General features: G+C 39.8%; 18 protein-coding genes. 8 read left to right on the forward strand and 10 right to left on the reverse strand.

Annotated elements, in window-relative coordinates; translation table 11 throughout:
• Positions 1 to 33: 33 nt before the first annotated feature.
• The 3 genes from HW120_RS02650 to HW120_RS02660 all read right to left on the reverse strand — a co-directional run bounded on the left by HW120_RS02650 (position 34) and on the right by HW120_RS02660 (position 5,931).
• Positions 34 to 1,437: an OmpA family protein gene (locus HW120_RS02650; protein ID WP_177730531.1), complete on the reverse strand. Its 1,404-nt coding sequence runs from the start codon at positions 1,435 to 1,437 to the stop codon at positions 34 to 36.
• A 109-nt stretch (positions 1,438 to 1,546) separates the two neighbouring features.
• On the reverse strand, positions 1,547 to 2,743 hold the full coding sequence (gene kbl, locus HW120_RS02655) for a glycine C-acetyltransferase (protein WP_177730533.1): 1,197 nt from the start codon (positions 2,741 to 2,743) through the stop codon (positions 1,547 to 1,549).
• A gap of 35 nt (positions 2,744 to 2,778) precedes the next feature.
• A complete protein-coding gene (locus HW120_RS02660; RefSeq protein WP_177730535.1) occupies positions 2,779 to 5,931 on the reverse strand; it encodes a UvrD-helicase domain-containing protein in 3,153 nt (1,050 codons plus the stop codon).
• Positions 5,932 to 6,050: 119 nt separating this feature from the next.
• On the opposite strand from HW120_RS02660, the gene HW120_RS02665 reads away from it, so the two are divergent.
• The gene (locus HW120_RS02665; RefSeq protein ID WP_177730537.1) at positions 6,051 to 6,659 is read left to right on the forward strand and encodes a superoxide dismutase; all 609 of its coding nucleotides are present in this window, start codon (positions 6,051 to 6,053) and stop codon (positions 6,657 to 6,659) included.
• A gap of 233 nt (positions 6,660 to 6,892) precedes the next feature.
• On the opposite strand, the gene HW120_RS02670 is transcribed toward HW120_RS02665, so the two are convergent.
• From HW120_RS02670 to purN, 4 genes are all read right to left on the reverse strand, one after another.
• Positions 6,893 to 8,791: an amidophosphoribosyltransferase gene (locus HW120_RS02670; protein WP_177730539.1), complete on the reverse strand. Its 1,899-nt coding sequence runs from the start codon at positions 8,789 to 8,791 to the stop codon at positions 6,893 to 6,895.
• 71 nt (positions 8,792 to 8,862) lie between these two features.
• Positions 8,863 to 9,792 carry a PfkB family carbohydrate kinase gene (locus HW120_RS02675; protein WP_177730542.1) on the reverse strand — a complete coding sequence of 310 codons (930 nt, stop codon included), beginning with the start codon at positions 9,790 to 9,792 and terminating at the stop codon, positions 8,863 to 8,865.
• Between the two features lie 99 nt (positions 9,793 to 9,891).
• A complete protein-coding gene (rnhA, locus tag HW120_RS02680) occupies positions 9,892 to 10,365 on the reverse strand; it encodes a ribonuclease HI (RefSeq protein WP_177730544.1) in 474 nt (157 codons plus the stop codon).
• A 1-nt stretch (position 10,366) separates the two neighbouring features.
• Positions 10,367 to 10,930, reverse strand: a complete 564-nt coding sequence (gene purN / locus HW120_RS02685) for a phosphoribosylglycinamide formyltransferase (protein WP_177730546.1) — start codon at positions 10,928 to 10,930, stop codon at positions 10,367 to 10,369.
• A 176-nt stretch (positions 10,931 to 11,106) separates the two neighbouring features.
• Here purN and HW120_RS02690 point away from each other — a divergent pair, with 176 nt between their 5' ends.
• From HW120_RS02690 to pyk, 5 genes are all read left to right on the forward strand, one after another.
• Complete coding sequence (locus HW120_RS02690) at positions 11,107 to 11,343, forward strand: acyl carrier protein (RefSeq protein WP_007137004.1); 237 nt, start codon at positions 11,107 to 11,109, stop codon at positions 11,341 to 11,343.
• A 198-nt stretch (positions 11,344 to 11,541) separates the two neighbouring features.
• Positions 11,542 to 12,795, forward strand: a complete 1,254-nt coding sequence (gene fabF / locus HW120_RS02695; RefSeq protein WP_177730548.1) for a beta-ketoacyl-ACP synthase II — start codon at positions 11,542 to 11,544, stop codon at positions 12,793 to 12,795.
• A gap of 7 nt (positions 12,796 to 12,802) precedes the next feature.
• Positions 12,803 to 13,543, forward strand: a complete 741-nt coding sequence (gene rnc, locus HW120_RS02700) for a ribonuclease III (RefSeq protein WP_177730550.1) — start codon at positions 12,803 to 12,805, stop codon at positions 13,541 to 13,543.
• A gap of 94 nt (positions 13,544 to 13,637) precedes the next feature.
• Positions 13,638 to 14,123 carry an IPExxxVDY family protein gene (locus HW120_RS02705; protein WP_177730552.1) on the forward strand — a complete coding sequence of 162 codons (486 nt, stop codon included), beginning with the start codon at positions 13,638 to 13,640 and terminating at the stop codon, positions 14,121 to 14,123.
• A gap of 5 nt (positions 14,124 to 14,128) precedes the next feature.
• Positions 14,129 to 15,559, forward strand: a complete 1,431-nt coding sequence (pyk, locus tag HW120_RS02710; protein ID WP_177730554.1) for a pyruvate kinase — start codon at positions 14,129 to 14,131, stop codon at positions 15,557 to 15,559.
• A gap of 65 nt (positions 15,560 to 15,624) precedes the next feature.
• Here the strand turns inward: pyk and dinB are convergent, their stop codons facing one another.
• Both dinB and HW120_RS02720 read right to left on the reverse strand, forming a co-directional pair.
• Positions 15,625 to 16,707: a DNA polymerase IV gene (dinB, locus tag HW120_RS02715; protein ID WP_177730563.1), complete on the reverse strand. Its 1,083-nt coding sequence runs from the start codon at positions 16,705 to 16,707 to the stop codon at positions 15,625 to 15,627.
• Between the two features lie 279 nt (positions 16,708 to 16,986).
• Positions 16,987 to 17,835 (reverse strand): hypothetical protein, encoded by an 849-nt coding sequence (locus tag HW120_RS02720; RefSeq protein ID WP_177730565.1) that lies wholly within the window; start codon positions 17,833 to 17,835, stop codon positions 16,987 to 16,989.
• Positions 17,836 to 18,166: 331 nt separating this feature from the next.
• Between HW120_RS02720 and HW120_RS02725 the strand changes: the two genes are divergently transcribed.
• Entirely contained in the window at positions 18,167 to 19,141 is a 975-nt protein-coding gene (locus HW120_RS02725) for a helix-turn-helix domain-containing protein (RefSeq protein ID WP_177730567.1), read from the forward strand.
• On the opposite strand, the gene HW120_RS02730 is transcribed toward HW120_RS02725, so the two are convergent.
• The gene (locus tag HW120_RS02730) at positions 19,129 to 21,168 is read right to left on the reverse strand and encodes a site-specific recombinase (protein ID WP_177730569.1); all 2,040 of its coding nucleotides are present in this window, start codon (positions 21,166 to 21,168) and stop codon (positions 19,129 to 19,131) included. The genes HW120_RS02725 and HW120_RS02730 overlap by 13 nt on opposite strands.
• Positions 21,169 to 21,262: 94 nt before the next feature.
• Here HW120_RS02730 and HW120_RS02735 point away from each other — a divergent pair, with 94 nt between their 5' ends.
• On the forward strand, positions 21,263 to 21,736 hold the full coding sequence (locus HW120_RS02735) for a CYTH domain-containing protein (protein ID WP_177730571.1): 474 nt from the start codon (positions 21,263 to 21,265) through the stop codon (positions 21,734 to 21,736).
• Positions 21,737 to 21,739 lie beyond the last annotated feature (3 nt).

The raw sequence follows: 21,739 nt of genomic DNA on the forward strand, positions 1-21,739 counted from the left end.
GGACGTTTCATTTATTTAGGTATGTGAATTAAATTATTTGATTAATTTAACCTCAACACGTCTGTTGTTAGCTTTACCTTTAGCTGTTTTGTTAGTATCGATTGGTTTAGATTCACCATATCCGATTGAAGATAATCTTTCGAAATCGATTCCGTTTTCGATTAAATAATCTTTAACAGCTTTAGCTCTTTCTTCAGATAATTTTTGGTTGAATGCATCTTTACCATCGCTATCCGTGTGACCTTCAATGCTGAATCTAGCATGAGGATATTCTTTCAAGATTGCAGTGATTGACTGTAATACTGGGAAAGTTTGTTTTTGGAAAGTAGCTTTACCAGAGTTGAATAAGATTGTTTTAGCGTAAGCATTTAATTTTTTGATAGTCTCGTCAGAAACTTCAGGACATCCGTTGTTAGCAACAGTTCCTTTAACGTCTGGACATTTATCATCTTTATCAGCTACACCGTCACCATCTCTATCTGGCCAAGGACAACCTGCATTTTCTTTAGGACCTTTTACAGAAGGACATTTGTCTAAGTTATCTGGCACACCGTCACCGTCTGTATCAGGACATCCGTTGAATTGTTTTAAACCAGCTACTTCAGGACAAGCATCATCTTTATCAGCGATACCATCACCGTCTGTATCAGGACATCCCTGGAATTCTTTAAGACCAGCTACATCCGGACAAGCATCATCTTTATCTGGAATACCGTCACCGTCTGTATCAGGACAACCTTGGAATTCTTTTAAACCAGCTACATCTGGACAAGCGTCATCTTTATCATAGATTCCGTCTCCGTCTGTATCTTTACCTCCAAATTTGAAAGTAATACCAGCGAAATGCTGCATATGAGAAGGAACATCAACAGAAGGATTTCTTGTCTCATCAAATGAATGCTTGTAAGTTGAACGGAAAGATAAACCTACGTTTTCAGAGAACCAGAAAGTTAAACCTAAACCTCCGTTTACAGTTCCTGTACTAGCATCTCCAAAGAAAGTATAACCTCCACCAATGTGAGCAGAAGGATCAATAACTTTAGATCCGATTAAATTCATGAAGCTATAGTTGATAACCCCATCGATACCGTAGTAAGAAAGATCACCAGGATTTACAACAGTGTAATCTCCAGGAATCGTAACTCTTGGCTCTACGAATCTTGTAATTTTATTTACCGATCCAGTCACTCCGAAAGAGAAGTTATCTCCTACGTGTCTAGAAACATTAACGAAAGAAACAGAAGGGATAATATTCCAATTATCTCTTACGTTAAAATACTGTGAAAATTGTTCTTCTAATTTCTTGCTGGCACTGAATCTTGTGTCTACAGCGTTCGCACCAATAGTAATAGCCCAAGGGTTATTGCTATCCTGAGCCTGCGAACTAAGACCCGCAAACATCAATGCTGCTACGAATAATTTGTTTAGATGTCTCATACTTTTTTTATTTAATTACAATACGTTATAATTACAGCAAAAGTAAGATGTAAAATATTAACTACAAAGCAATTTGTTAAAAAATTCGCTTTTTCTTACTAAAAACTTCTTATTGAATTACTCCCAATGCTTTTCCAACCTCTTTAAATGCATTTATTGCCTTATCCAGATGCTCTTTTGAATGAGCCGCAGACAGTTGTACTCTTATTCTTGCTTTATCCTTAGGAACCACCGGGAAGAAGAATCCGATTACATAGATTCCTTTTTTCAGCAATTCATCTGCCATTACCTGAGAAAGTTTCGCATCATACAGCATTACCGGTACAATTGCCGAATCGCCGTCAATAATATCAAATCCGGCTTCTTTCATTCCGGTTTTAAAATAATTGGTATTCCACTCCAGTTTATCTCTTAAAGCAGTGTCTTTTTCCAACAATTCAAACACTTTTATTGAAGCTCCCACAATTGAAGGCGCCAAAGAGTTTGAAAACAAATACGGACGGGAACGCTGTCTTAAAATTTCGATAATTTCTTTTTTAGCGGTGGTATAACCTCCCATTGCTCCACCCAAAGCTTTTCCTAATGTTCCGGTGATGATATCCACACGACCCATAACGTTTTTAGCTTCCAATGTTCCTTTTCCGGTTGCTCCGATAAATCCTGCCGCATGGCACTCGTCTACCATAACCATTGCATCATATTTGTCTGCCAGATCACAGATTTTATCCAAAGGCGCTACCAGTCCGTCCATTGAAAAGACCCCATCGGTAACGATCAGTTTGAAGCGTCTTCCTTCTTCATTTGCCTTGATAAGCTGCTGCTCCAAATCGGCCATATTATTGTTTTCATAACGGTAACGTGCCGCTTTACACAAACGCACTCCGTCAATAATAGACGCGTGGTTTAAGCTATCGGAAATAATTGCATCCTCCTCACCCAATAACGGTTCAAAAACACCTCCGTTAGCATCAAAAGCTGCTGCATAAAGGATCGTATCTTCCGTTCCGTAAAAGTTGGCTATTTTTTGTTCTAATGTTTTATGAATATCCTGAGTTCCGCAGATAAAACGTACAGACGACATTCCGAAACCGTGTGTATCCAAAGCATCTTTCGCTGCCTGAACCACTTCCGGATGAGAAGACAAGCCTAAGTAGTTATTGGCACAAAAATTTAAAACGGTTTCGCCGGAAGCAATTTTAATTTCGGCTCCCTGCGGAGAAGTAATGATTCTTTCTTTTTTAAACAATCCGTTTTCCTGAATTGTATTTAATTCGTTTTGCAAATAATCTTTGATTTTTCCGTACATGATATGCTGTTTATTCGGTTATGCTATTTATTCGGTTACAAATGTATCACATTTAAAGTTTCCCCTATATACACCAGGGTCTTTTTCATCACTTCAAATCCCATCTCTTCCAATGCCATTTTGTACTCTTCCAGCTGTTTTTCATACTTCGCCTGATGCATCCCGGTTTTATAATCCAGCAAATAGGCTTTCCGTTCTTTTAAAACCACTCTGTCCGGTTTAATGGTTCTGTTCCCTTTTTTAATAATACTCTGTTCTTTGTAAACCACATTGCCTTCTTCAAAAAACAATTGCAGTTCGGGATGCTCCACAATTTCCCACAGGGTTTTTTCTACTTCTTCCTTTTGCGTATGCGTTATCAGTCCGCTTTCCTGCGCCTTGATTATCGCCAGCGGGATATCGTTGCCGGTTTTTACAAAAGACAGGATCTCATGGAGTACATTTCCAAATTCAATAGCTCTTTCCTGAGCCGTTCCCCACATCAAAGCTTCTCTTTGGGCGATTTTCACGGCCTTAGGATCTAATTTCTCCTGAACTACCGTAATCAGCTGCTGTTGCTCTCCCTGCGGTCTGGCTACAGATTTTCGTTCCGGTGTTCCAAATTCGAAGATTCTTTTTTCCTCCTGATATACGCCTTTATAATCCAGATATTTAATAAAATAGGAGGACATATTGTTTTTCAGCTCGCCTTTACTGCTCACATTTTTACCGGAGATAATATACAGCTGTTCTTCCGCCCTCGTAAGTGCCACATACAAAACGTTGATATTGTCCAGTAAATCCTGCTGGCTTTTTTCTTCATAGACCAAAGCGGCTTTTTCGCCATATTCCGACACTTCTTTCCTGACATCCACCAATGCTTTCGAAATAGCAAAATCGGCTTCATCCATTTCCAGCCACATTTTACTTCGCGGCGCGCGCGCATAGTCTTCTTCCGCAAACGGGAAAATAACCACCGGAAATTCAAGTCCTTTCGATTTGTGGATCGTCATGATCCGGACAGCATCATTACCTTCCGGTGACGGAATACTGAATTTCGATCCGTTTTTATCCCAGTATTCCAAAAAGTCGGCAATTCCGGATTGTGTTCTCACATCTCTTTCCAATACCAGATCCAGGAAATACTGTACGTAGGAAATCGTACTTTTTTCTTTTATAAAAACGGCCACAATAATTTCCACCGCTTCATACAGGGATTTTTTACGGCAGTCTTTAAACGAGATGATAATCCCCAGTTCGTGCAGCCATTGTTCCAATCCTTCTTCCGTTTCCTGCTGCATACCTTTTTCGATACAATCGTGAACCGGCAGCTGCGTTTGCCTGTATTGCGCAACGAAATACAAAAAGGCAGCTTTCGCTTCTTTATCGTTATTGTTTTTCAGGTATCGCAGTACATTCAGGATCAAACGCACCTCTGTGGCATTTTCAATTAACAGGGTTTCCGACGAGAGTATCTTAACCGAATTTTCGGTTAGAAAATTTGCCAGCGCCACACCCGAAGAGCGCTTACGGGTAAGCAACACGATATCTTTATAGGCAAAACCTTTAGCCACTACTTCTTTAATGGTCTGCAATGTCGCTTTCAGGTACAACTGCTCTTTTCCATCCGCTTCTTCCTCGTTGTTTTCGTCGGCCTCCACTACATCCGGAATAAACGAAATATTCACATAGCCGCCGGTTTTAGCATTTACCTGCTGATGGCTGTGGTTCCTGTACAGATCCTGATAATCCGCATTGGAAAACTCATCAGACAGCATGGCAAAAAAGGCGTTGTTGAATTCGATGACTTCCGAATAGCTCCGGAAATTTTTCTCCAGACGCACCAATTGCTTGTCCGGATTTGAAAAAGGGTTCCGGCATTTGCTCAAAGCAATAAACTGCTCTGCTTTACCGCCCCGCCATCTGTAAATGGATTGTTTCGGATCGCCCACGATCATCAGCGAGCCTCTTGTTCCGCTCAGATCTTCGCTCGACAGCGCATTATCGATTAACGGAATCAGGTTGTGCCACTGCATTTCGGAAGTATCCTGAAATTCGTCTATAAAAAAATGTTTGTACCGTTCCCCCAGACGCTCATAGATAAAAGGAGCCGGCTGGTTCTGAATTTCTTTATAAATAATCGCATTGAACTCGGAAATAGACAGGATATTCTGTTCTTTCTGAATCCGCTCCAGTTCTTTACTAATGGAGTTCAGCAGCGATAAGGGTGTAATATTTTTTAGAAAGGCCTCATAAAAACTTTTCTTTTCATAGTTTTTATAGACTTCCTCCAGCAACGTTATTAACGTTCCGGATATGCTTTCTATAATTTCTTTGTCTTTTGCCGTTTTATTAACGGCTATATCTTCGGCTTCCCGGAATTTTTTATGGCTGCTTTTCAGTTCTCCTTTCTGAATGTATCCCAAATGATTCGGAAAAGTTCCGCGGGAAAACGATTTTAAATCGATGCCTTTGCTTTCAATCAACGCCATTGCCTCATCGGCTTTCGCCACACAATCGGCTTCCAGTTTTGCAATAGCAGCTGTTAACTGCTGTTTGATGACCTGGAATTCCTCAATTGTTTTATCCTGGAAATTAACGATCTCATTCCGGTTGTTTTCATTCATCAGCAGCCTGCCCACATCCAGTAATTCCCCGGTAACGTCCCAGCTTTTATCATTATCCGTTTTATCAACTGAAAAGTCTACCAGGATATTGGTCAGTTCATGGTCTTCCCCGGCTTTGGCGACTATAGCATCAACCGCTTCCTGCAATAACGAATCGGTTTCCAGAGAAACGTCAAACGTGACCGGAAGATTCAGATCATGTGCAAACGCACGAATAACCTTATGGGTGAATTTATCAATGGTCGAAATATCAAACGAGGCATAATTGTGAATGATATTTTTAATAATAGCTTTCGATTTATCTTTAATCGTAACCAGACTGAGCCGTATTTCGGCAGCAATATCCTGCATCAGGTCCATTGCTTTGTCATTTGGCGCTTCTTTTGAAAACTCCGACAAGCTGGAAACAATCCTGGTTTTCATTTCCTCAACCGCTTTATTGGTAAAAGTAATGGCCAGGATTTTTTTATAGGCATCGTTGGTATCCGATTGCAACAGTATCTTTAAATACTCTTTTACAAGCGTATAGGTTTTTCCGGAACCTGCCGAAGCATCATATATGGAGAATGCAGTTTTATTCACAGTTAAGAAAAGTTTATATTGAAATTACCAATAACGGAATAGAGAATTACTATTTTTTATTCCAAAGTTTAATTTATAAATTTGAATAAAAATAATACTAATCTATAAAAAATCATACTATGGCTTTCGAATTACCACAACTCCCATATACTTATGACGCCTTAGAGCCTCATATTGATGCCCGTACAATGGAAATACACCATTCCAAACATCACAATGCATACACTACAAATCTGAACGCTGCTATTGCAGGAACAGACCTGGAAGGAAAATCTATTGAAGAAATTCTTCACAATCTGGATTTATCCAAAGCTGCTGTACGTAATAATGGTGGTGGTTTTTACAATCACAATTTATTCTGGGAAGTAATGTCACCAAACGGCGGCGGACAACCAACAGGAGAATTAGCTGAGGCGATCACAGCGGCTTTTGGTTCTTTTGAAGAATTTAAAGCACAGTTTTCAAAAGCTGGAGCAACACAATTCGGTTCCGGATGGGCCTGGCTTTGTGTTCAGAAAGGCGGAAAACTGGATGTTTGCGGAACGCCTAACCAGGACAACCCGTTAATGCCGGGAATCGGATGCGGCGGTACGCCTATTTTAGGAATGGACGTATGGGAACATGCTTACTACCTGAACTATCAAAACAGAAGACCAGATTATATTGAAGCTTTCTTTAATGTAATTAACTGGGCTGAAGTAGCAAAACGTTTTGCAGCTGCGAAATAAAGATATCTTTTACAAAAAAAACCGAAAGAATCATCCCTGATTCTTTCGGGTTTTTTTATGCCTTTTTATAAAATGAAAAAGGTGGAATAGAATTCCACCCTTTTTGCCCCAAATCTACCATAAACTTAACCTACTAATGCTATGGTGATACAAATGTATTGTCAACGCTTTCCGTCATCAAATAAATCAGATTATCTACTAATAAATTCGATAAAAAGCGCGTTTTTAACTCTTTAATAAGCACGGGCATCCTTACCTTCATAAAAATTCATAAAAGCCCGGTTCACAACACGATTACCACCATTTGTCGGATAGTCGCCTGTAAAGTACCAATCTCCTAAATTTTTAGGACATGCTTTGTGTAAATTTTCAACGGTCTGGAAGATGATTTTTACCTCTGCTCCCACACAGGAAGTAGTCAGCATTGCAGCAATTTTATCGGAAATTTCCTGATCTGTAAAAGGAGCATACATTTCTTTTACATAGTTAACCACTTCACTATCCGGTAAATTTTCCTGTGCTTTCGATTTTTGATAGACTTCTTCCACTATATGGTACAGGTTACGCTCTTTCAGCAATTCCAAAGCGGCCTGAAAAGCAACCAGTCCTTCCAGTTTTGCCATATCGATACCGTAACAATCCGGATAACGGATCTGCGGCGCCGAAGAAACAATCACTATCTTTTTAGGATGCAGCCTGTCCATCATTTTGATGATACTTTTCTTTAAAGTTGTACCGCGAACAATACTGTCATCAATGATAACCAGATTGTCGGTCGGTTTAATAACCCCGTAGGTCACATCATAAACGTGTGCTACCAGATCATCACGGCTGCTGTCTTCTGTAATAAACGTACGCAGCTTCGCATCTTTAATCGCCACTTTTTCGGTTCTCAGTTTTACAGAAAGGATATCCTGTAACTTCTCAGCCGTTAAAACTTCTTTATTCGCTAAGATATCGGATATTTTACGCTGGTTTAAGAAATCCTGAGCCGCTTCCACCATTCCGTAAAAGGAGGTTTCTGCAGTATTGGGAATATATGAGAATACCGTATTGTCCGTATCATTATCAATAGCCTCTAAAACAGCCGGCATGATCAGTTTACCCAAATCTTTACGTTCCTGGTAAATTTCGGCATCGCTTCCTCTTGAAAAATAGATTCTTTCAAAAGAACAGGCTTTTAAAGGTAATGCCTCTCTGATTTGTTTGTCCAGTACGCGGCCGTCTTTTTTTACGATAATGGCATGTCCCGGAGTAATTTCCTGAATGGCTTCAAACGGAACATTAAAAACGGTCTGAATAACCGGTCTTTCGGATGCTACCACCACGATTTCATCATCCTGGTAATAAAATGCCGGACGGATTCCTGCCGGATCTCTTGTTACGAATGCATCACCATGACCTAAAAGTCCTGCCATTGCATATCCGCCATCCCAGTTTTTGGAAGCACGTCTTAAAATACGGGCAATATCCAGCCTTTCGGCAATTACCGGAGAAGCATCTCTTTTGCTTAGTCCTTCGTTTTTACATTCCTGATACAGGTCTGTAATTTCATCATCCAGAAAATGTCCGATTTTTTCCATTACCGTAACGGTATCAGCCATTTCTTTCGGATGCTGCCCTAATCGTACCAAATCGTCGAAAAGTTCTTTAACATTCGTCATATTAAAGTTTCCGGCAACAATCAGGTTGCGGTGCATCCAGTTGTTCTGACGTAAAAACGGATGTACACTTTCAATGCTGTTTTTTCCAAAAGTCCCGTAACGAACGTGTCCTAAAAACAGTTCACCGATATAAGGGATTTCTTTTTTCTGTAGTTCTACATTGTCGTTATACTCCGGATGTAACGCTAATTCTTCATTAATCCTTTGATTGACTTGTGCAAAAATGTCCTGAATCGGTTGCGCCTGATTGGATCTGATTCTGCTGATATAGCGCTCTCCCGGTTCCACATCTAATTTAATACTTGCCAAACCTGCTCCATCCTGCCCTCTGTTGTGCTGCTTTTCCATTAGCAGGTACATTTTCTGTATCCCGTAAAAAGCAGAACCATATTTTTCTTTATAGAATTCCAATGGTTTTTTTAATCTCAAAAGGGCAATGCCACACTCATGTTTTATTGCGTCACTCATAGTTGTTGTGTTGTTGTGTGTTTTTGTATATTAATAAAAAAAGCCCCGTTTCGAGGCTTCGGATGTATCCGTTATTCTTGTAATGCAATTTCAAATTGCGTTAATGCTTTAAATTGTTTCAAGCGGGACAGTACTTCCGGTTTTTGCAAACGTTCCATTCGCTGCGTTCCGAATTCTTCAACACAGAACGATGCTAAATTGGATCCGTAAACAATGGCGTTTTTAAGGTTTTCAAAAGAAACATTTTCGCTCTGCGCGATATATCCTGAAAAACCTCCTGCAAAAGTATCTCCGGCTCCTGTTGGATCGAAAACCTCTTCCAATGGTAAAGCCGGTGCAAAGAAAACTTCTTTATTGTGGAACAATAATGCTCCGTGCTCTCCTTTTTTGATTACCACAAACTTAGGTCCCATTTCCTGAATTTTAGCAGCCGCTTTCACCAAAGAGTATTCTCCGGATAACTGGCGTGCTTCTTCATCATTAATTGTAATTACATCTACTCTTTTAATGACATCCAGTAATTCCGGTAAAGCGCAATCCATCCAGAAGTTCATGGTATCCAATACTACTAATTTAGGACGTGATTCCATTTGATCCAAAACACTGCTTTGTACAATAGGATGCAAGTTTCCTAACATTACTACATCGGCATCTTTAAAATCTGCCGGTACTTTTGGCTGGAAATCTGCCAATACATTCAATTGTGTATCTAAGGTATCTCTTGAATTTAAATCGTTGTGATAACGTCCGCTCCAAAAGAAGGTCTTTCCTCCTTTTACAACTTCAAGTCCAGAGATATCAATATTTCTATTTTTAAGTGAGTCTAAATATTCTTGTGGAAAATCTTCACCAACTACAGAAACTATAGCCGACTTTAAATTAAAAAAAGAAGCCGAAAGTCCAATATATGTAGCAGCACCACCTAAAATTTTATCAGTCTTTCCAAACGGTGTTTCAATTGCATCAAAAGCAACAGTTCCTACAATTAATAATTTATTCATAAAACGAGTTGAAAATTAGGGTGCAAATATACTTCATAAGTTTCAGAGTTGCAACGATTCAGCATCACAAAGTAATTGTAAAGTTTACAACAACATTCCCTAATTATGCTGCTCTCTTTCATAAAAGGTATCCACAGAAAGCTTTTCCAGCTGTGAAGCCATTACGGCCAGCTCGTCACATCGTTCATTCTGAGGGTGGTTATTGTGTCCTTTTACCCATTTGAAGTCCACCTGGTGTTTGCGGTAAATCTTTAAAAACCGCATCCAGAGATCCGGATTTTTCTTCCCGTCAAAGTTTTTCTTTTCCCAGCCGAAAACCCAGCCTTTCACTACGGAATCAATCACATATCTGGAATCGGAGATAACCAGCACTTTTGTGCCCTGTATTTTGAGCTTTTCAAGTCCTACGATTACCGCCAGCAATTCCATCCTGTTATTGGTCGTGAGACGGAAACCTTCAAAGAATTCTTTTTTATACGGTTTGCCCACCCATTGCAGGATTACACCGTAACCGCCGGGACCGGGATTGCCTTTGGCAGCACCGTCTGTATATATATGTACTTCGTGACTCACGTTATTCTTTTAACAGGTTTTCAATCACCACCGGGAAATGGTCGTGTTCCAGAAGCTGCACTTTATGCGCAATTTCTTCGGGCGTCAGACAATCTGCAACAGCTGTCCGTGCCTGAAATACAATACCGCCTTCGTCATAATGTTCGTTTACATAATGTATTGTAATCCCCGTTTCCGCTTCTTTATTTTCCAGAACGGCACGGTGAACATGCATGCCATACATTCCTTTACCGCCATATTTCGGTAATAATGCCGGATGAATATTGATGATTTTATCGGGATAATGCGCAATAATACTGTCCGGAAACTTCCAAAGAAATCCTGCCAAAACGATCAGATCCGGCCGAATTGTGTCGATTTTTTCCAGAACAGTTCCGTCAAAAAGCTCGTTTTTGTCAAAAATTACGGTCGAAACACCCAATTTTTCCGATTTTTCCAAAACTTTTGCAGTGGCATTATTCGAAAAAACTGCCGCCACCTGTATTTGGCTATTATCCCTGAAGTGTAAAATAATTTTTTCGGCGTTAGAGCCCGAACCAGAAGCAAATATCACAATCTTTCTCATCGATCCCGTGTTTTTTTATTCCGCAAAAAAAAGAATAATAAATGATATTAAACAGTTTTTAGAGGCCTTTGTAAAATTAATTTTTTATTTTCGTAGCCACATTTATTAACTAAAATGTTGTATTAAAATAAAGTTTTTTATTTTTGCCAACAAATTAAATTTTAAAATTAAAGATTATGTCAGACATTGCATCAAGAGTAAAAGCGATTATCGTAGACAAATTAGGTGTTGACGAAAACGAAGTTGTAACGGAAGCAAGCTTCACTAACGATTTAGGAGCTGATTCATTAGACACTGTTGAGCTTATTATGGAGTTCGAAAAAGAATTCGATATTCAAATTCCAGATGACCAAGCTGAAAACATTGCTACTGTTGGCCAAGCTATCTCTTACATAGAAGAAGCTAAGAAATAATAACCTCATGCATCCCATGTGTTCATTTTCCTGAATACATGGGTGTTATTATTTTTCAACAGGTATTTGGTTAAGAGAAATACTACTGATTGGAAACAATCTATTAAAATATATATCAAATTACCCATGTTTCCTTTGATTCATAAAAGAAAACAACATGGGTATTTTTGTTTAAATTGAAACTATAAAATTGAACGTATGAAATTAAGACGAGTTGTAGTAACGGGATTAGGTGCACTTACTCCTATTGGTAACAATATTCAAGAATACTGGAATGGTCTTATTAATGGTGTAAGCGGAGCGGCTCCAATTACTTATTTTGATGCAACCAACTTCAAAACACAATTTGCTTGTGAGCTAAAAGGTTTTAATGTTGAAAATTTCATAGATCGTAAAGAGGCTCGTAAAATGGACCGTTATGCGCAATATGCAATGGTTTCATCTGAAGAGGCGGTTAACGATGCTAATTTCAATTTTGACAAATTAGATAAAGACAGAGTTGGTGTTATCTGGGGATCCGGTATTGGCGGTTTGGAAACTTTCCAGCAGGAAGTTATGGATTTTGCAAAAGGAAGTGGTATTCCTAAGTTCAATCCGTTCTTTATACCAAAAATGATTGCGGATATCGCCGGAGGTCACATTTCAATAAAATACGGATTCAGAGGTCCGAACTTCACTACAGTTTCGGCTTGTGCTTCCTCTACAAATGCATTAATTGATGCTTTTAACTATATCCGTTTAGGCCATGCTGATGTTATGGTTACGGGTGGTTCTGAAGCAGCAGTTACCATTGCAGGTATGGGTGGTTTTAATGCGATGCATGCCCTTTCTACAAGAAACAACGATCCCAAAACAGCTTCCCGCCCTATGGACAAAGACCGTGAAGGTTTTGTACTAGGAGAAGGAGCCGGTGCTTTAATTCTGGAAGAATACGAACACGCTGTGGCTCGTGGTGCCAGAATCTATTGCGAAATTGGCGGTGGCGGAATGTCAGCAGATGCACACCACATTACAGCTCCGCATCCGGAAGGATTTGGTGCTAAAAATGTAATGTTGAACTGTTTGAGAGATGCCGGTTTACAACCAACGGATGTAGACGGTGTGAACATGCACGGAACTTCTACACCATTAGGCGATATTGCCGAAAGCAAAGCTATTCAGCACGTATTTGGCGAACACGCTTATACGTTAAACCTGAATTCAACAAAATCAATGACCGGACACTTACTGGGTGCTGCCGGAGCCATTGAAGCAATTGCTTCTATTCTTTCTATCGTACACGGAATTGTTCCTCCAACGATCAACCATTTTACCGATGATGAAAACATCGATAACAAATTAAACTTCACCTTCAATCAGGCTCAGAAAAGAGACATGAAAGTTGTGATGAGTAATACCTTTGGTTTTGGCGGACACAATGCTTGCGTATTAGTTAAAAAAATAGAGCTATAGTATTCTAATGAGTATTATCAAAAAAATATTTTCAAATTCCCGCTCTAATGAAGACGGGATTTTTTTTGATGAAATCCAAAAAATATTAGGATTCAAACCCGCAAATTTAAACCATTACCGCAAGGCTTTCACCCACCGTTCGATGAACAAAACGGACGAGGATGGAAACCCGCTTAACTACGAACGTTTGGAGTTTTTAGGCGATGCCATGCTGGGCTCTGTTATTGCAGCCCACCTTTTCAATATGGTTCCCACCGGCGATGAAGGCTATCTGACCAAGATGCGCTCCAAAATCGTGAGCCGGGAACACCTTAACGAATTGGGCAAGGACCTGAACCTGATCAAACACGTGGAAAGCAAAGTGTCTACCCAGCATTTTGGTGAGAATATACACGGAAATTTATTCGAAGCCTTAATCGGCGCCATTTACCTGGACAGAGGGTTTACCTATTGTGAGAAATTTATCCATAAAAAGGTAATCACTCCTTATGTCGATATCCCGAAACTGGAAGGAAAAGTAATCAGCTATAAAAGTCTTGTCATTGAATGGTGCCAGAAAGAAAAGCTGTCATTCCATTATGATGTTTTTGAAGACAACGGAAACGAAGGCATTAAATATTTTGGCGTTAAATTAAAGATTGACAACAAGATCGTTGCAAGAGCAAGAGCAACGTCTAAGAAAAAAGCAGAAGAGAAAGCCTCACAAAGAGCCTATTTTGCTTTTCAGGAAAAGATGAACAAAAAGTAACAACCTGCCTTTGCTAAATTATCGTTAACAACACGGCTTTGCTGTTTTTTAAATCTTTAATGTACTATCTTTACATTTGATTTTTTAAGAAAATATGGCTATTCACAAACTACTGATTGACGATTTCATTTCCGAAGATTATGAATTGATTGCAATTCATGCTACCTTGGAAGATTATCGATTAGCCTATTTTATCAATCAGAAATTACCGGTTACCTTCGAAAAAAGCAGTAAAGACATCGGCATCCAGATCGAGGAGGGAAAAAGTCATTTTACCCGCTTTATTTTTGATGACGAAGCTAATGAATTGTTCTGGAATTTAATTCCGAACAAGACCAAAATAATAACCCGCCAAACGAAAGCAACAACCCTTTTTGAGGAAACAGAATTTGATATTACTACCAACATCTTCCTGCTTCCGGAATTAAAAAAAGTGGATTACATTATAAAAATCGAAAATACCGACGATTTTTTTGACCTGGACAGTTTAATCGACCAATTACTAACGATTAAACAGATCACCATGGCCTACAAAATCGATCAGAACAAACTAAAATCAAAAAATAATTTAATTTTCTAATACAAATGCCGACAAGAAAAAAGACAAAAATTGTAGCAACACTTGGTCCTGCATGCAGTACAAGAGAGATCATTAAAGATATGATCGATGCAGGAGTAAATGTGTTTAGAATTAATTTTTCTCATGCAGATTATACCGATGTTAAAGAACGTATTGACATTATTAGAGGGCTAAACGAAGAATTTGGCTATGCAACATCCATACTGGCCGATTTACAGGGACCAAAACTGCGCGTAGGCGTTATGAAAGAAGATGTCGTAGTCAGCAAAGGCGATGAAATCACTTTCACCACTGCCGAAGACATTTTAGGTACTGCCCAAAAAGTATACATGAACTATAAAGAGTTCCCGAGAGATGTGAATCCCGGAGAACGCATCCTTCTGGACGACGGAAAGCTTATTTTCGAAGTTCTGGAAACCGATAAAAACACCGAAGTAAAAGCGGTTGTGATTCAGGGTGGTCCTTTAAAATCTAAAAAAGGGGTAAACCTTCCGAATACCAAAGTATCACTTCCGGCTTTAACCGAAAAAGATATCCGTGATGCGCTTTTTGCCATTAAAAACAATGTGGACTGGATTGCGCTTTCATTCGTTAGAACACCGAAAGACCTGGAAGATTTACAGGATCTGATCGCTGCAAATTCCGACCATAAAATTCCGATTATTGCTAAAATTGAAAAACCGGAAGCTGTTGAAAACATTGATAAAATCGTTGCTTTTGCCGATGGTTTAATGGTTGCCCGTGGTGACCTGGGTGTGGAAATGCCGGCTCAGGAAGTACCGCTGATCCAGAAAAAACTGGTACACCGAGCTAAAACAGCTCGTATACCGGTAATCATTGCCACACAAATGATGGAAACAATGATCACCAGCCTAACACCTACCCGTGCAGAAGTAAACGACGTGGCAAACTCCGTAATGGATGGTGCCGATGCCGTAATGCTTTCCGGAGAAACGTCTGTGGGTAGTTACCCGGTTCAGGTAATTGAGAAAATGACACAGATTATTGAGAGCGTTGAAAACTCTCCTTTAATTAAAGTACCTCAAAATCCGCCATTGGTAAGAACCAAACGCTACATTACAAAATCGATTTGTTACCACGCCGCTTTAATGGCTAATGATATTGATGCCAAAGCCATTTCAACTTTAACAAATAGCGGTTATACGGCTTTCCAGATTTCGGCATGGAGACCTCATTCCCATATTCTGGTATTTACTTCAAACAAACGAATTGTAACACAATTGAGCCTGCTTTGGGGGGTACATACATTCCTATACGATAAATTGGTCAGCACTGACGATACCGTAGAGGATATCAATAAAATTTCGAAAGAAAAAGGATTTGTCGAAGAAGGCGACATGCTTATCAATCTTGCCGCCATGCCGGTGATTGACAAAGGGATGGTTAATACCTTACGAATCTCGCAGATCAACTAATATACTACTAAAAAAGCTATCCAAACGGGTAGCTTTTTTGTTTGATACCGGTTTCCGGATTATACTTAGAAATCAAATTTTAACTGTACTACAACGGCTTTCTTTATTTCCGTATTCAGGTTTCCTAAAGAAATTCCGAGCAAACGCACCGAATCTTTCATTTTTTCCTGGTAGAGCAATTCTTTGGCTGTTTCAAAAATCAGGCTTTTATCCGAAATAAAATACGGCAGCGTCTTGCTTCTTGTCTGCAACGTAAAATCGGAATATTTGATTTTAAGCGTAACGGTTTTGCCGGCTATTTTTTGAGGCTTCATTCGCTTATCCAGTTCTTTTGCAATGTTTTCCAGCTTCTCTTCCATAAAGATTTCCGAAGAGAGATTGATGTTAAAGGTTCTTTCGGCGCCAACTGATTTCAACGTCCGGTTGGGTTTTACCGAACTGTTGTGAATACCCCTGACAATGCTGTAATAATGCACGCCGCTTTTTCCAAAATGTTCTTCTAAATATTCAACCGATTTTGCTTTTAAATCCTTGCCGGTAAAGATTCCGCTCTGATACATTTTTTCCGCCGTGACCTTACCAATTCCGTAGAATTTTTTAATATCCAGTTCTTCCAGAAATTGCTCCACTTCTTCCGGGTTGATGGTTTTTTGTCCGTTTGGTTTATTAATGTCGCTGGCTACTTTTGCCACAAATTTATTAATGGAAATTCCAGCCGAAGCGGTCAGGCCCACTTCATCAAAAATCCGTTTCCGGATTTCTTTGGCAATTAATGTCGCACTGGGGTTTCCTTTTTTATTCTCGGTAACATCCAGATAGGCTTCATCCAGCGAAAGCGGTTCCACCAGATCCGTATAATCATGAAAAATAGCACGGATTTTTTTAGAGATCTCTTTATAACGGTCAAAACGGGGCCGGACAAAAATGAGTTCCGGGCAATTTTTCTTGGCAAGATAGCCGCTCATTGCACTCCGAACACCAAATTTCCGGGCTTCATAACTCGCTGCCGAAACCACTCCCCGCACTTCACTACCACCAACAGCAACGGGTTTCCCTTTAAGCATAGGGTTGTCCATTTGCTCAACAGAAGCATAAAAAGCATCCATATCGACATGGATAATTTTGCGGAAATAGGGAGTCGATTCCATGGAGTAAATTTATTGTATATTCCATAAAAAAATAAGCATTCCTAAAAAAAACGGCGATACTTTCAGACACTTCCGGTTTAACAGGAAATTTATTATCAACCCTGATATGAAGCGATAATGATGCGAAAAAGAGGCTTCCGTTTTTCGCCCTCAGGTTGTTTGCTACAGCCGCGAAAGAACAAAATCCGCAAATAAAAAAAGAGGCCGTTAAGCCTCTCAAATCACATAGGTTCTGTTTTATGTTTGTAGAAATGGATTTTTTTTAAATAGTTCCGGAAATCAATACAGCTTCTGTACCGATAAAAACAATTCCCGGGTATTGTCTGCCGTATTTGTATCTGTAGTGGTCGCATTACTGCTTCCTGTATAGGATTTATTGTCTACGCGAATGGCATAATATACCCTGTACCATCGTGGTTCCGGCTCCTGCATTGTAATATCAAAAGTTACCGTTTCATTATGGGTCTGGGTTAGGTAAACGCCATCGTCAAACTGCCGGTAATCACCCGGCACTAATTTTATGTTTCCATTATCGGAATCTCCGGTATGGGTAGACACTTCCGAAACCCAAATTTTAATATTGCCGGTACTCACGTTGTACAAACGGGGATTAAATGTAGTTGCGGCACCTGTTCCCGAGGAATTGGCGTTAAACTGGGCATCCAGCCTCAGCACACCGCCCAATACGGGAAGGTCAGCAAGATAGGTGCTTGCCAGGATATTCGCGCCGGCCGTACTTGCCGGAATACTACCGTGATAATAGACCAATTCGCCGATGGCAATGTCCTCATCATTTCCGCCAAAAGCAAATTTCCAGGTTACCCCGTTAAAGAGATAATATCCCGGTTTATCTACTCTCGCCGTTTTTACCGATGGTGTGTTTACCGCTTCCGTTACATATACCAGTGCTCCGGTCTGCTCAGCAAGATAGACCGCATCTTTGGCTTTTAGCTGATCACCGGTCATTCTCGGAGCAATTACGCCATCGGCCGATGTTGCGGCATCCGGTTTTCCCACAACATCCAGAGTGGCTTTCGGAGCCGCTGTATTGATGCCTACCTGTGCAAAAATTCCAATAGAAAAAAAACTTAAAATCAAACTGCATCCCAATAACTTAACTTCCTTCATCTTTTTACGTGCTTTTTAAATATTTTATTAAAAAAGCGGGATACGACCTGGAAATCATTTTATTTTTACCCTGTCTTCTTTATCTTTACACTAATAAACACTTTACCCCAAAATAAAGTTACCCCGCTTTAATAGTACAAAGAGTTATCCCGCTTTATTGAAGTGCAAAGTTATCCCGCCAGACAAATCATTTTCAGGTCCTATCAATGAAAACCGGAAAACGGCTTATACTCTATAAAGCACTTCTAGTCAACGCCTTAATACAGTCATTTACCGAATATGACTGATTGAAAAATAGTTGAAGTAATAACCCGGTAATAATAGAACAGTAATGACATCCTCAGGCCTTACAAAACTTCAGAAGATCGAAAAATATAAAAAAGCACTGGTTCGTTCCTATATCATTTTAATGGCCATTGTGCTTTTTATATTTGCCGGCATTTTTACCTTTTTCATTGTAGACAAAACAATGTCCTGGTATCTCTATGGCGGGCTTTTTTTCCTGCTATATTCTTATTTCATTATTGGCAAACGGTACTCTGTTAACATACTGGTTCACTCGTATATGATCATTGCTTCCTTTTACAATTTTTACATCATGCTCGCTTTCTGGCACAACTCTGTAGCAAGTTTTGTATGGCTTATGCCAATTCCATTAGCCGCTTATGTGTTTTTCTCCAGAAAATATGTTATTCTCTACAGTCTGTTTGTTCTTTTAAATATTGCTGCAGGCTATTTGATTTCCGTAAATTTTGATTTTGACTTTAAAGAACACAGCCGGGAAGATGTAAAGCTGACGGATACTTTTCTTGTTATCTCTAATGTAGCTGTGATTGCCCTTCTCATCTATTACAAGGATAAAATACGGCGGGAAGAGATTTACCATCAAATTGAAAATGTGCCGAATACGGAAACCCGAACGGGCAACGTTGCCGAAAAAGATCCGCCGTTTGCAGATGAACTGTTTGAAAAGATTGAAAGTGCCATGCAAGACCAGCAGTTTTATAAGGATGTTACTTTCAACATCTCCAAACTGTCGGCAGCATTGGGTGTAAACAACAGCTATATCTCAAAAGCAATACGCCATAATGGTTATCCCAATTTTAACAGCTATCTCAACCGGTACAGGGTTAATTGTGTAAAAAAACTATTGGTCGAAAACGATCTGGAAAAAGTAACGCTGATGTCTATTTATACCGAAGCAGGATTCTCGAATCAATCTACTTTTAACCGTGTGTTTAAGCAGCTTGAAAAGATTACGCCTTCCGATATGATCCGGCAGCTGAATAACGATTATTCTTCGTGATTTCTTTCCTTTAGCGGGAAGAAAAAGGCACCCGGATGTTTTTTAAAATGTGCCCAGATGGCTTTATTCAGCAACCGGAATTCCGAGATTGGAATATTCCGGGAACGGAATGCAAGTCCTAACGACAGCGCAAAGCTCACAATAAAGTTCATAAAACCAATTATTCCGATTCCGAGGATGCTCCAGAAAATCATCCAGAAATCCACTTTAAAATCGGTTCCGTATAGTCCTAAGGCAAAGTTTCCGCTGGCAAAAGTAATGTGGCGGATATCCAGGTTTAGTCCTAAAAAGATTCCTATTGAAGCGGTACTTCCCAAAAAGACGCCAAACCATCCGTTTGAAACAATTCCCGCCCAGTTATTTTCAAACCAGGTGGCTATTTTTTTTGTTTTTTCCACACCCAGGCTCAGTTTTAACAACGGGTGCTCCTGGATTCTATAATACACCTGATTGTGTTTGTTTCGATTGGAAATACTTCCCGAAATAATCCCGGAAAGGAATAAAAACACACCGGCTATCGAAGCGTGGAAGATGGCCGCAGAATATATGGGGTTTAAATCCCCCAACAGTTTAGGCCATTTTGTCGCTGCAATATTGTAATCGAAAACAAGGTCGATAAGCCATATTCCCAATAACGAAACGGGGAAAGCCATGACTACGTTACCCACAAAAGCGATAAACTGCGAACGGAATAAACGGGCAAAAAGCCGGGCAAACGAGCTGTGCTTGTCTTCGTTTCTGGACTGTTTCTTCATTCCTTTTTCTAACGACTGGATAATGGTTGCTGCCGTCATTGCCGGCTGTTTGGTTGCCAGCGTAAATCCGCAAAGGTAAATGGCGATAAAACCCAGTGAATAGTTCAAACTGTATAAAAAGGCATGCCCGAAAGCACTGGTTTCAATCTTCGAAAACAATAGTTTGATCACGCAAAGCACCCCAACAATAAAGCCGCCGCCAAGCGCCGCCTTCAGCATGCCAAAATATTCGCCGGCACTTTCCGTAATATAATGCTCGCCGGTTTTGGCCGTATGCTGCGTGATTTCATACGAAAGCAGCTGTGTACTTTCGTTGAACAACTGGCCAACATTATTTTTATAGCAATTAAACTTGATGAGTTTTAATGCTAACTGAATGGTATTGTTTCTTTTGTCTTCTTCTTTATTGACCACCAATAACGGAATCAGGATTTTCATCCGGTACAGCTGCTGGCGGATTCGCAGCAAACTCTGGTTAACTTTTATCGATATTCCGTATTTGGAGCTGTTGCTAAATGCCTTGTCGACATATTCTTCACATTGCTTGTGTAAGATCAGCAATTGCTTGTAAAAATGATCATCGGATGTAATGGAATGCGCTTCATCGGTTCTTACCCGTTCTATTATCAGCAGCAATTCTTTTTCAAAAGCGGTAAACGGACTTTCAAACTGGCTGTATTCCGGCACCATCTTGATCACATCATTCTCCATCGCTCTACCGCTCATACGCTGCGGGATAATGCTCATTACCTGCAACATTTCGGATAGTGGTGATTTTTCTTTAGCCGAAACATACATATCGTTAAAAGACAATAAATCATAAAGCTGGTACAGCTCTTCTATCGGGACTTTGTTAATCCAGACAGCATCCGAGTTCAGGTAAAACACCTGATTCAAGATGTATTGCAGTGTGTCTTTTTGCGGCTGATAGGGTAAAACCTTGGCTAACAATCGTTTTTTTACTTCAAAAACAAAATCGGAATCCTGTAGTATCGCTGCATCCGAAAGCATCCGGCTGAATTTTCTTTCTTTAAAAACATGCGTCAGATAGGTTATCAGTAAGGCTCTTTTTTCGGGATTCTCCTGCAGGTAGAGCAGTAATTTCGCAATGGAAACAACGGTTTCTTTTTTTGGTTTTTTCGGTCGGAAAAGATGAACTAAATCCACCAAAAAATGCAGATTATCTTCAGAGACATATTGTTGATTTTCAAAGTGTTTGTTAAATAACGCTTCAATGGTCAAGGCTGATTGTAGTTTATGTCTTAAATTCATACTGTTGTTTTTGGCAATTATTCTCCCGCAAAATTACAATTTGAGCGGTATTATTTTCTTAACTTGCTCCTAAATTAGGTTAATTTCTCTAAAAATGCAGGAAATAGAACGAAAGTTTTTAGTTACATCCGATGCTTTTAAAGCCGCTGCACATACCGAAAACAGGATTGTTCAGGGTTATCTGAATTCTAATCCGGAAAGAACGGTAAGGGTACGGATCAAAGGCAAAAAGGGTTATATCACGATCAAGGGCAAAGGCAATGCGTCGGGAACGACCCGGTTTGAATGGGAAACGGAGATTCCACTGGCAGAAGCCGAAAACCTTCTTCTTTTATGTGAAAAGGGTGTTATCGATAAAATCCGTTACGAGATACCGCAGGGTAATCACGTTTATGAAGTGGATGTGTTTTCCGGAGAAAACGAAGGATTGATTATTGCCGAGATTGAACTGGATTCGGAATCGGAGCATTTCGAAAAACCGGACTGGATTGGCAAAGAAGTCACGGGTGACAAAAGGTATTACAATGCTTTTTTAAGTCATCATCCGTATCAAAGCTGGTCACTTTAACCC

It is taken from the genome of Flavobacterium inviolabile, from assembly GCF_013389455.1.
Taxonomy (GTDB): Bacteria; Bacteroidota; Bacteroidia; order Flavobacteriales; family Flavobacteriaceae; genus Flavobacterium; species Flavobacterium inviolabile.

What these genes read in the sequence shown, in the direction of transcription:
- HW120_RS02650 (WP_177730531.1), bottom strand. Translation starts at nt 1,437, where the DNA reads ATGAGACATCTAAACAAATTATTCGTAGCAGCATTGATGTTTGCGGGT.
- kbl (WP_177730533.1), bottom strand. Translation starts at nt 2,743, where the DNA reads ATGTACGGAAAAATCAAAGATTATTTGCAAAACGAATTAAATACAATT.
- HW120_RS02665 (WP_177730537.1), top strand. Translation starts at nt 6,051, where the DNA reads ATGGCTTTCGAATTACCACAACTCCCATATACTTATGACGCCTTAGAG.
- HW120_RS02670 (WP_177730539.1), bottom strand. Translation starts at nt 8,791, where the DNA reads ATGAGTGACGCAATAAAACATGAGTGTGGCATTGCCCTTTTGAGATTA.
- HW120_RS02675 (WP_177730542.1), bottom strand. Translation starts at nt 9,792, where the DNA reads ATGAATAAATTATTAATTGTAGGAACTGTTGCTTTTGATGCAATTGAA.
- purN (WP_177730546.1), bottom strand. Translation starts at nt 10,930, where the DNA reads ATGAGAAAGATTGTGATATTTGCTTCTGGTTCGGGCTCTAACGCCGAA.
- HW120_RS02690 (WP_007137004.1), top strand. Translation starts at nt 11,107, where the DNA reads ATGTCAGACATTGCATCAAGAGTAAAAGCGATTATCGTAGACAAATTA.
- fabF (WP_177730548.1), top strand. Translation starts at nt 11,542, where the DNA reads ATGAAATTAAGACGAGTTGTAGTAACGGGATTAGGTGCACTTACTCCT.
- rnc (WP_177730550.1), top strand. Translation starts at nt 12,803, where the DNA reads ATGAGTATTATCAAAAAAATATTTTCAAATTCCCGCTCTAATGAAGAC.
- HW120_RS02705 (WP_177730552.1), top strand. Translation starts at nt 13,638, where the DNA reads ATGGCTATTCACAAACTACTGATTGACGATTTCATTTCCGAAGATTAT.
- pyk (WP_177730554.1), top strand. Translation starts at nt 14,129, where the DNA reads ATGCCGACAAGAAAAAAGACAAAAATTGTAGCAACACTTGGTCCTGCA.
- dinB (WP_177730563.1), bottom strand. Translation starts at nt 16,707, where the DNA reads ATGGAATCGACTCCCTATTTCCGCAAAATTATCCATGTCGATATGGAT.
- HW120_RS02720 (WP_177730565.1), bottom strand. Translation starts at nt 17,835, where the DNA reads ATGAAGGAAGTTAAGTTATTGGGATGCAGTTTGATTTTAAGTTTTTTT.
- HW120_RS02725 (WP_177730567.1), top strand. Translation starts at nt 18,167, where the DNA reads ATGACATCCTCAGGCCTTACAAAACTTCAGAAGATCGAAAAATATAAA.
- HW120_RS02730 (WP_177730569.1), bottom strand. Translation starts at nt 21,168, where the DNA reads ATGAATTTAAGACATAAACTACAATCAGCCTTGACCATTGAAGCGTTA.
- HW120_RS02735 (WP_177730571.1), top strand. Translation starts at nt 21,263, where the DNA reads ATGCAGGAAATAGAACGAAAGTTTTTAGTTACATCCGATGCTTTTAAA.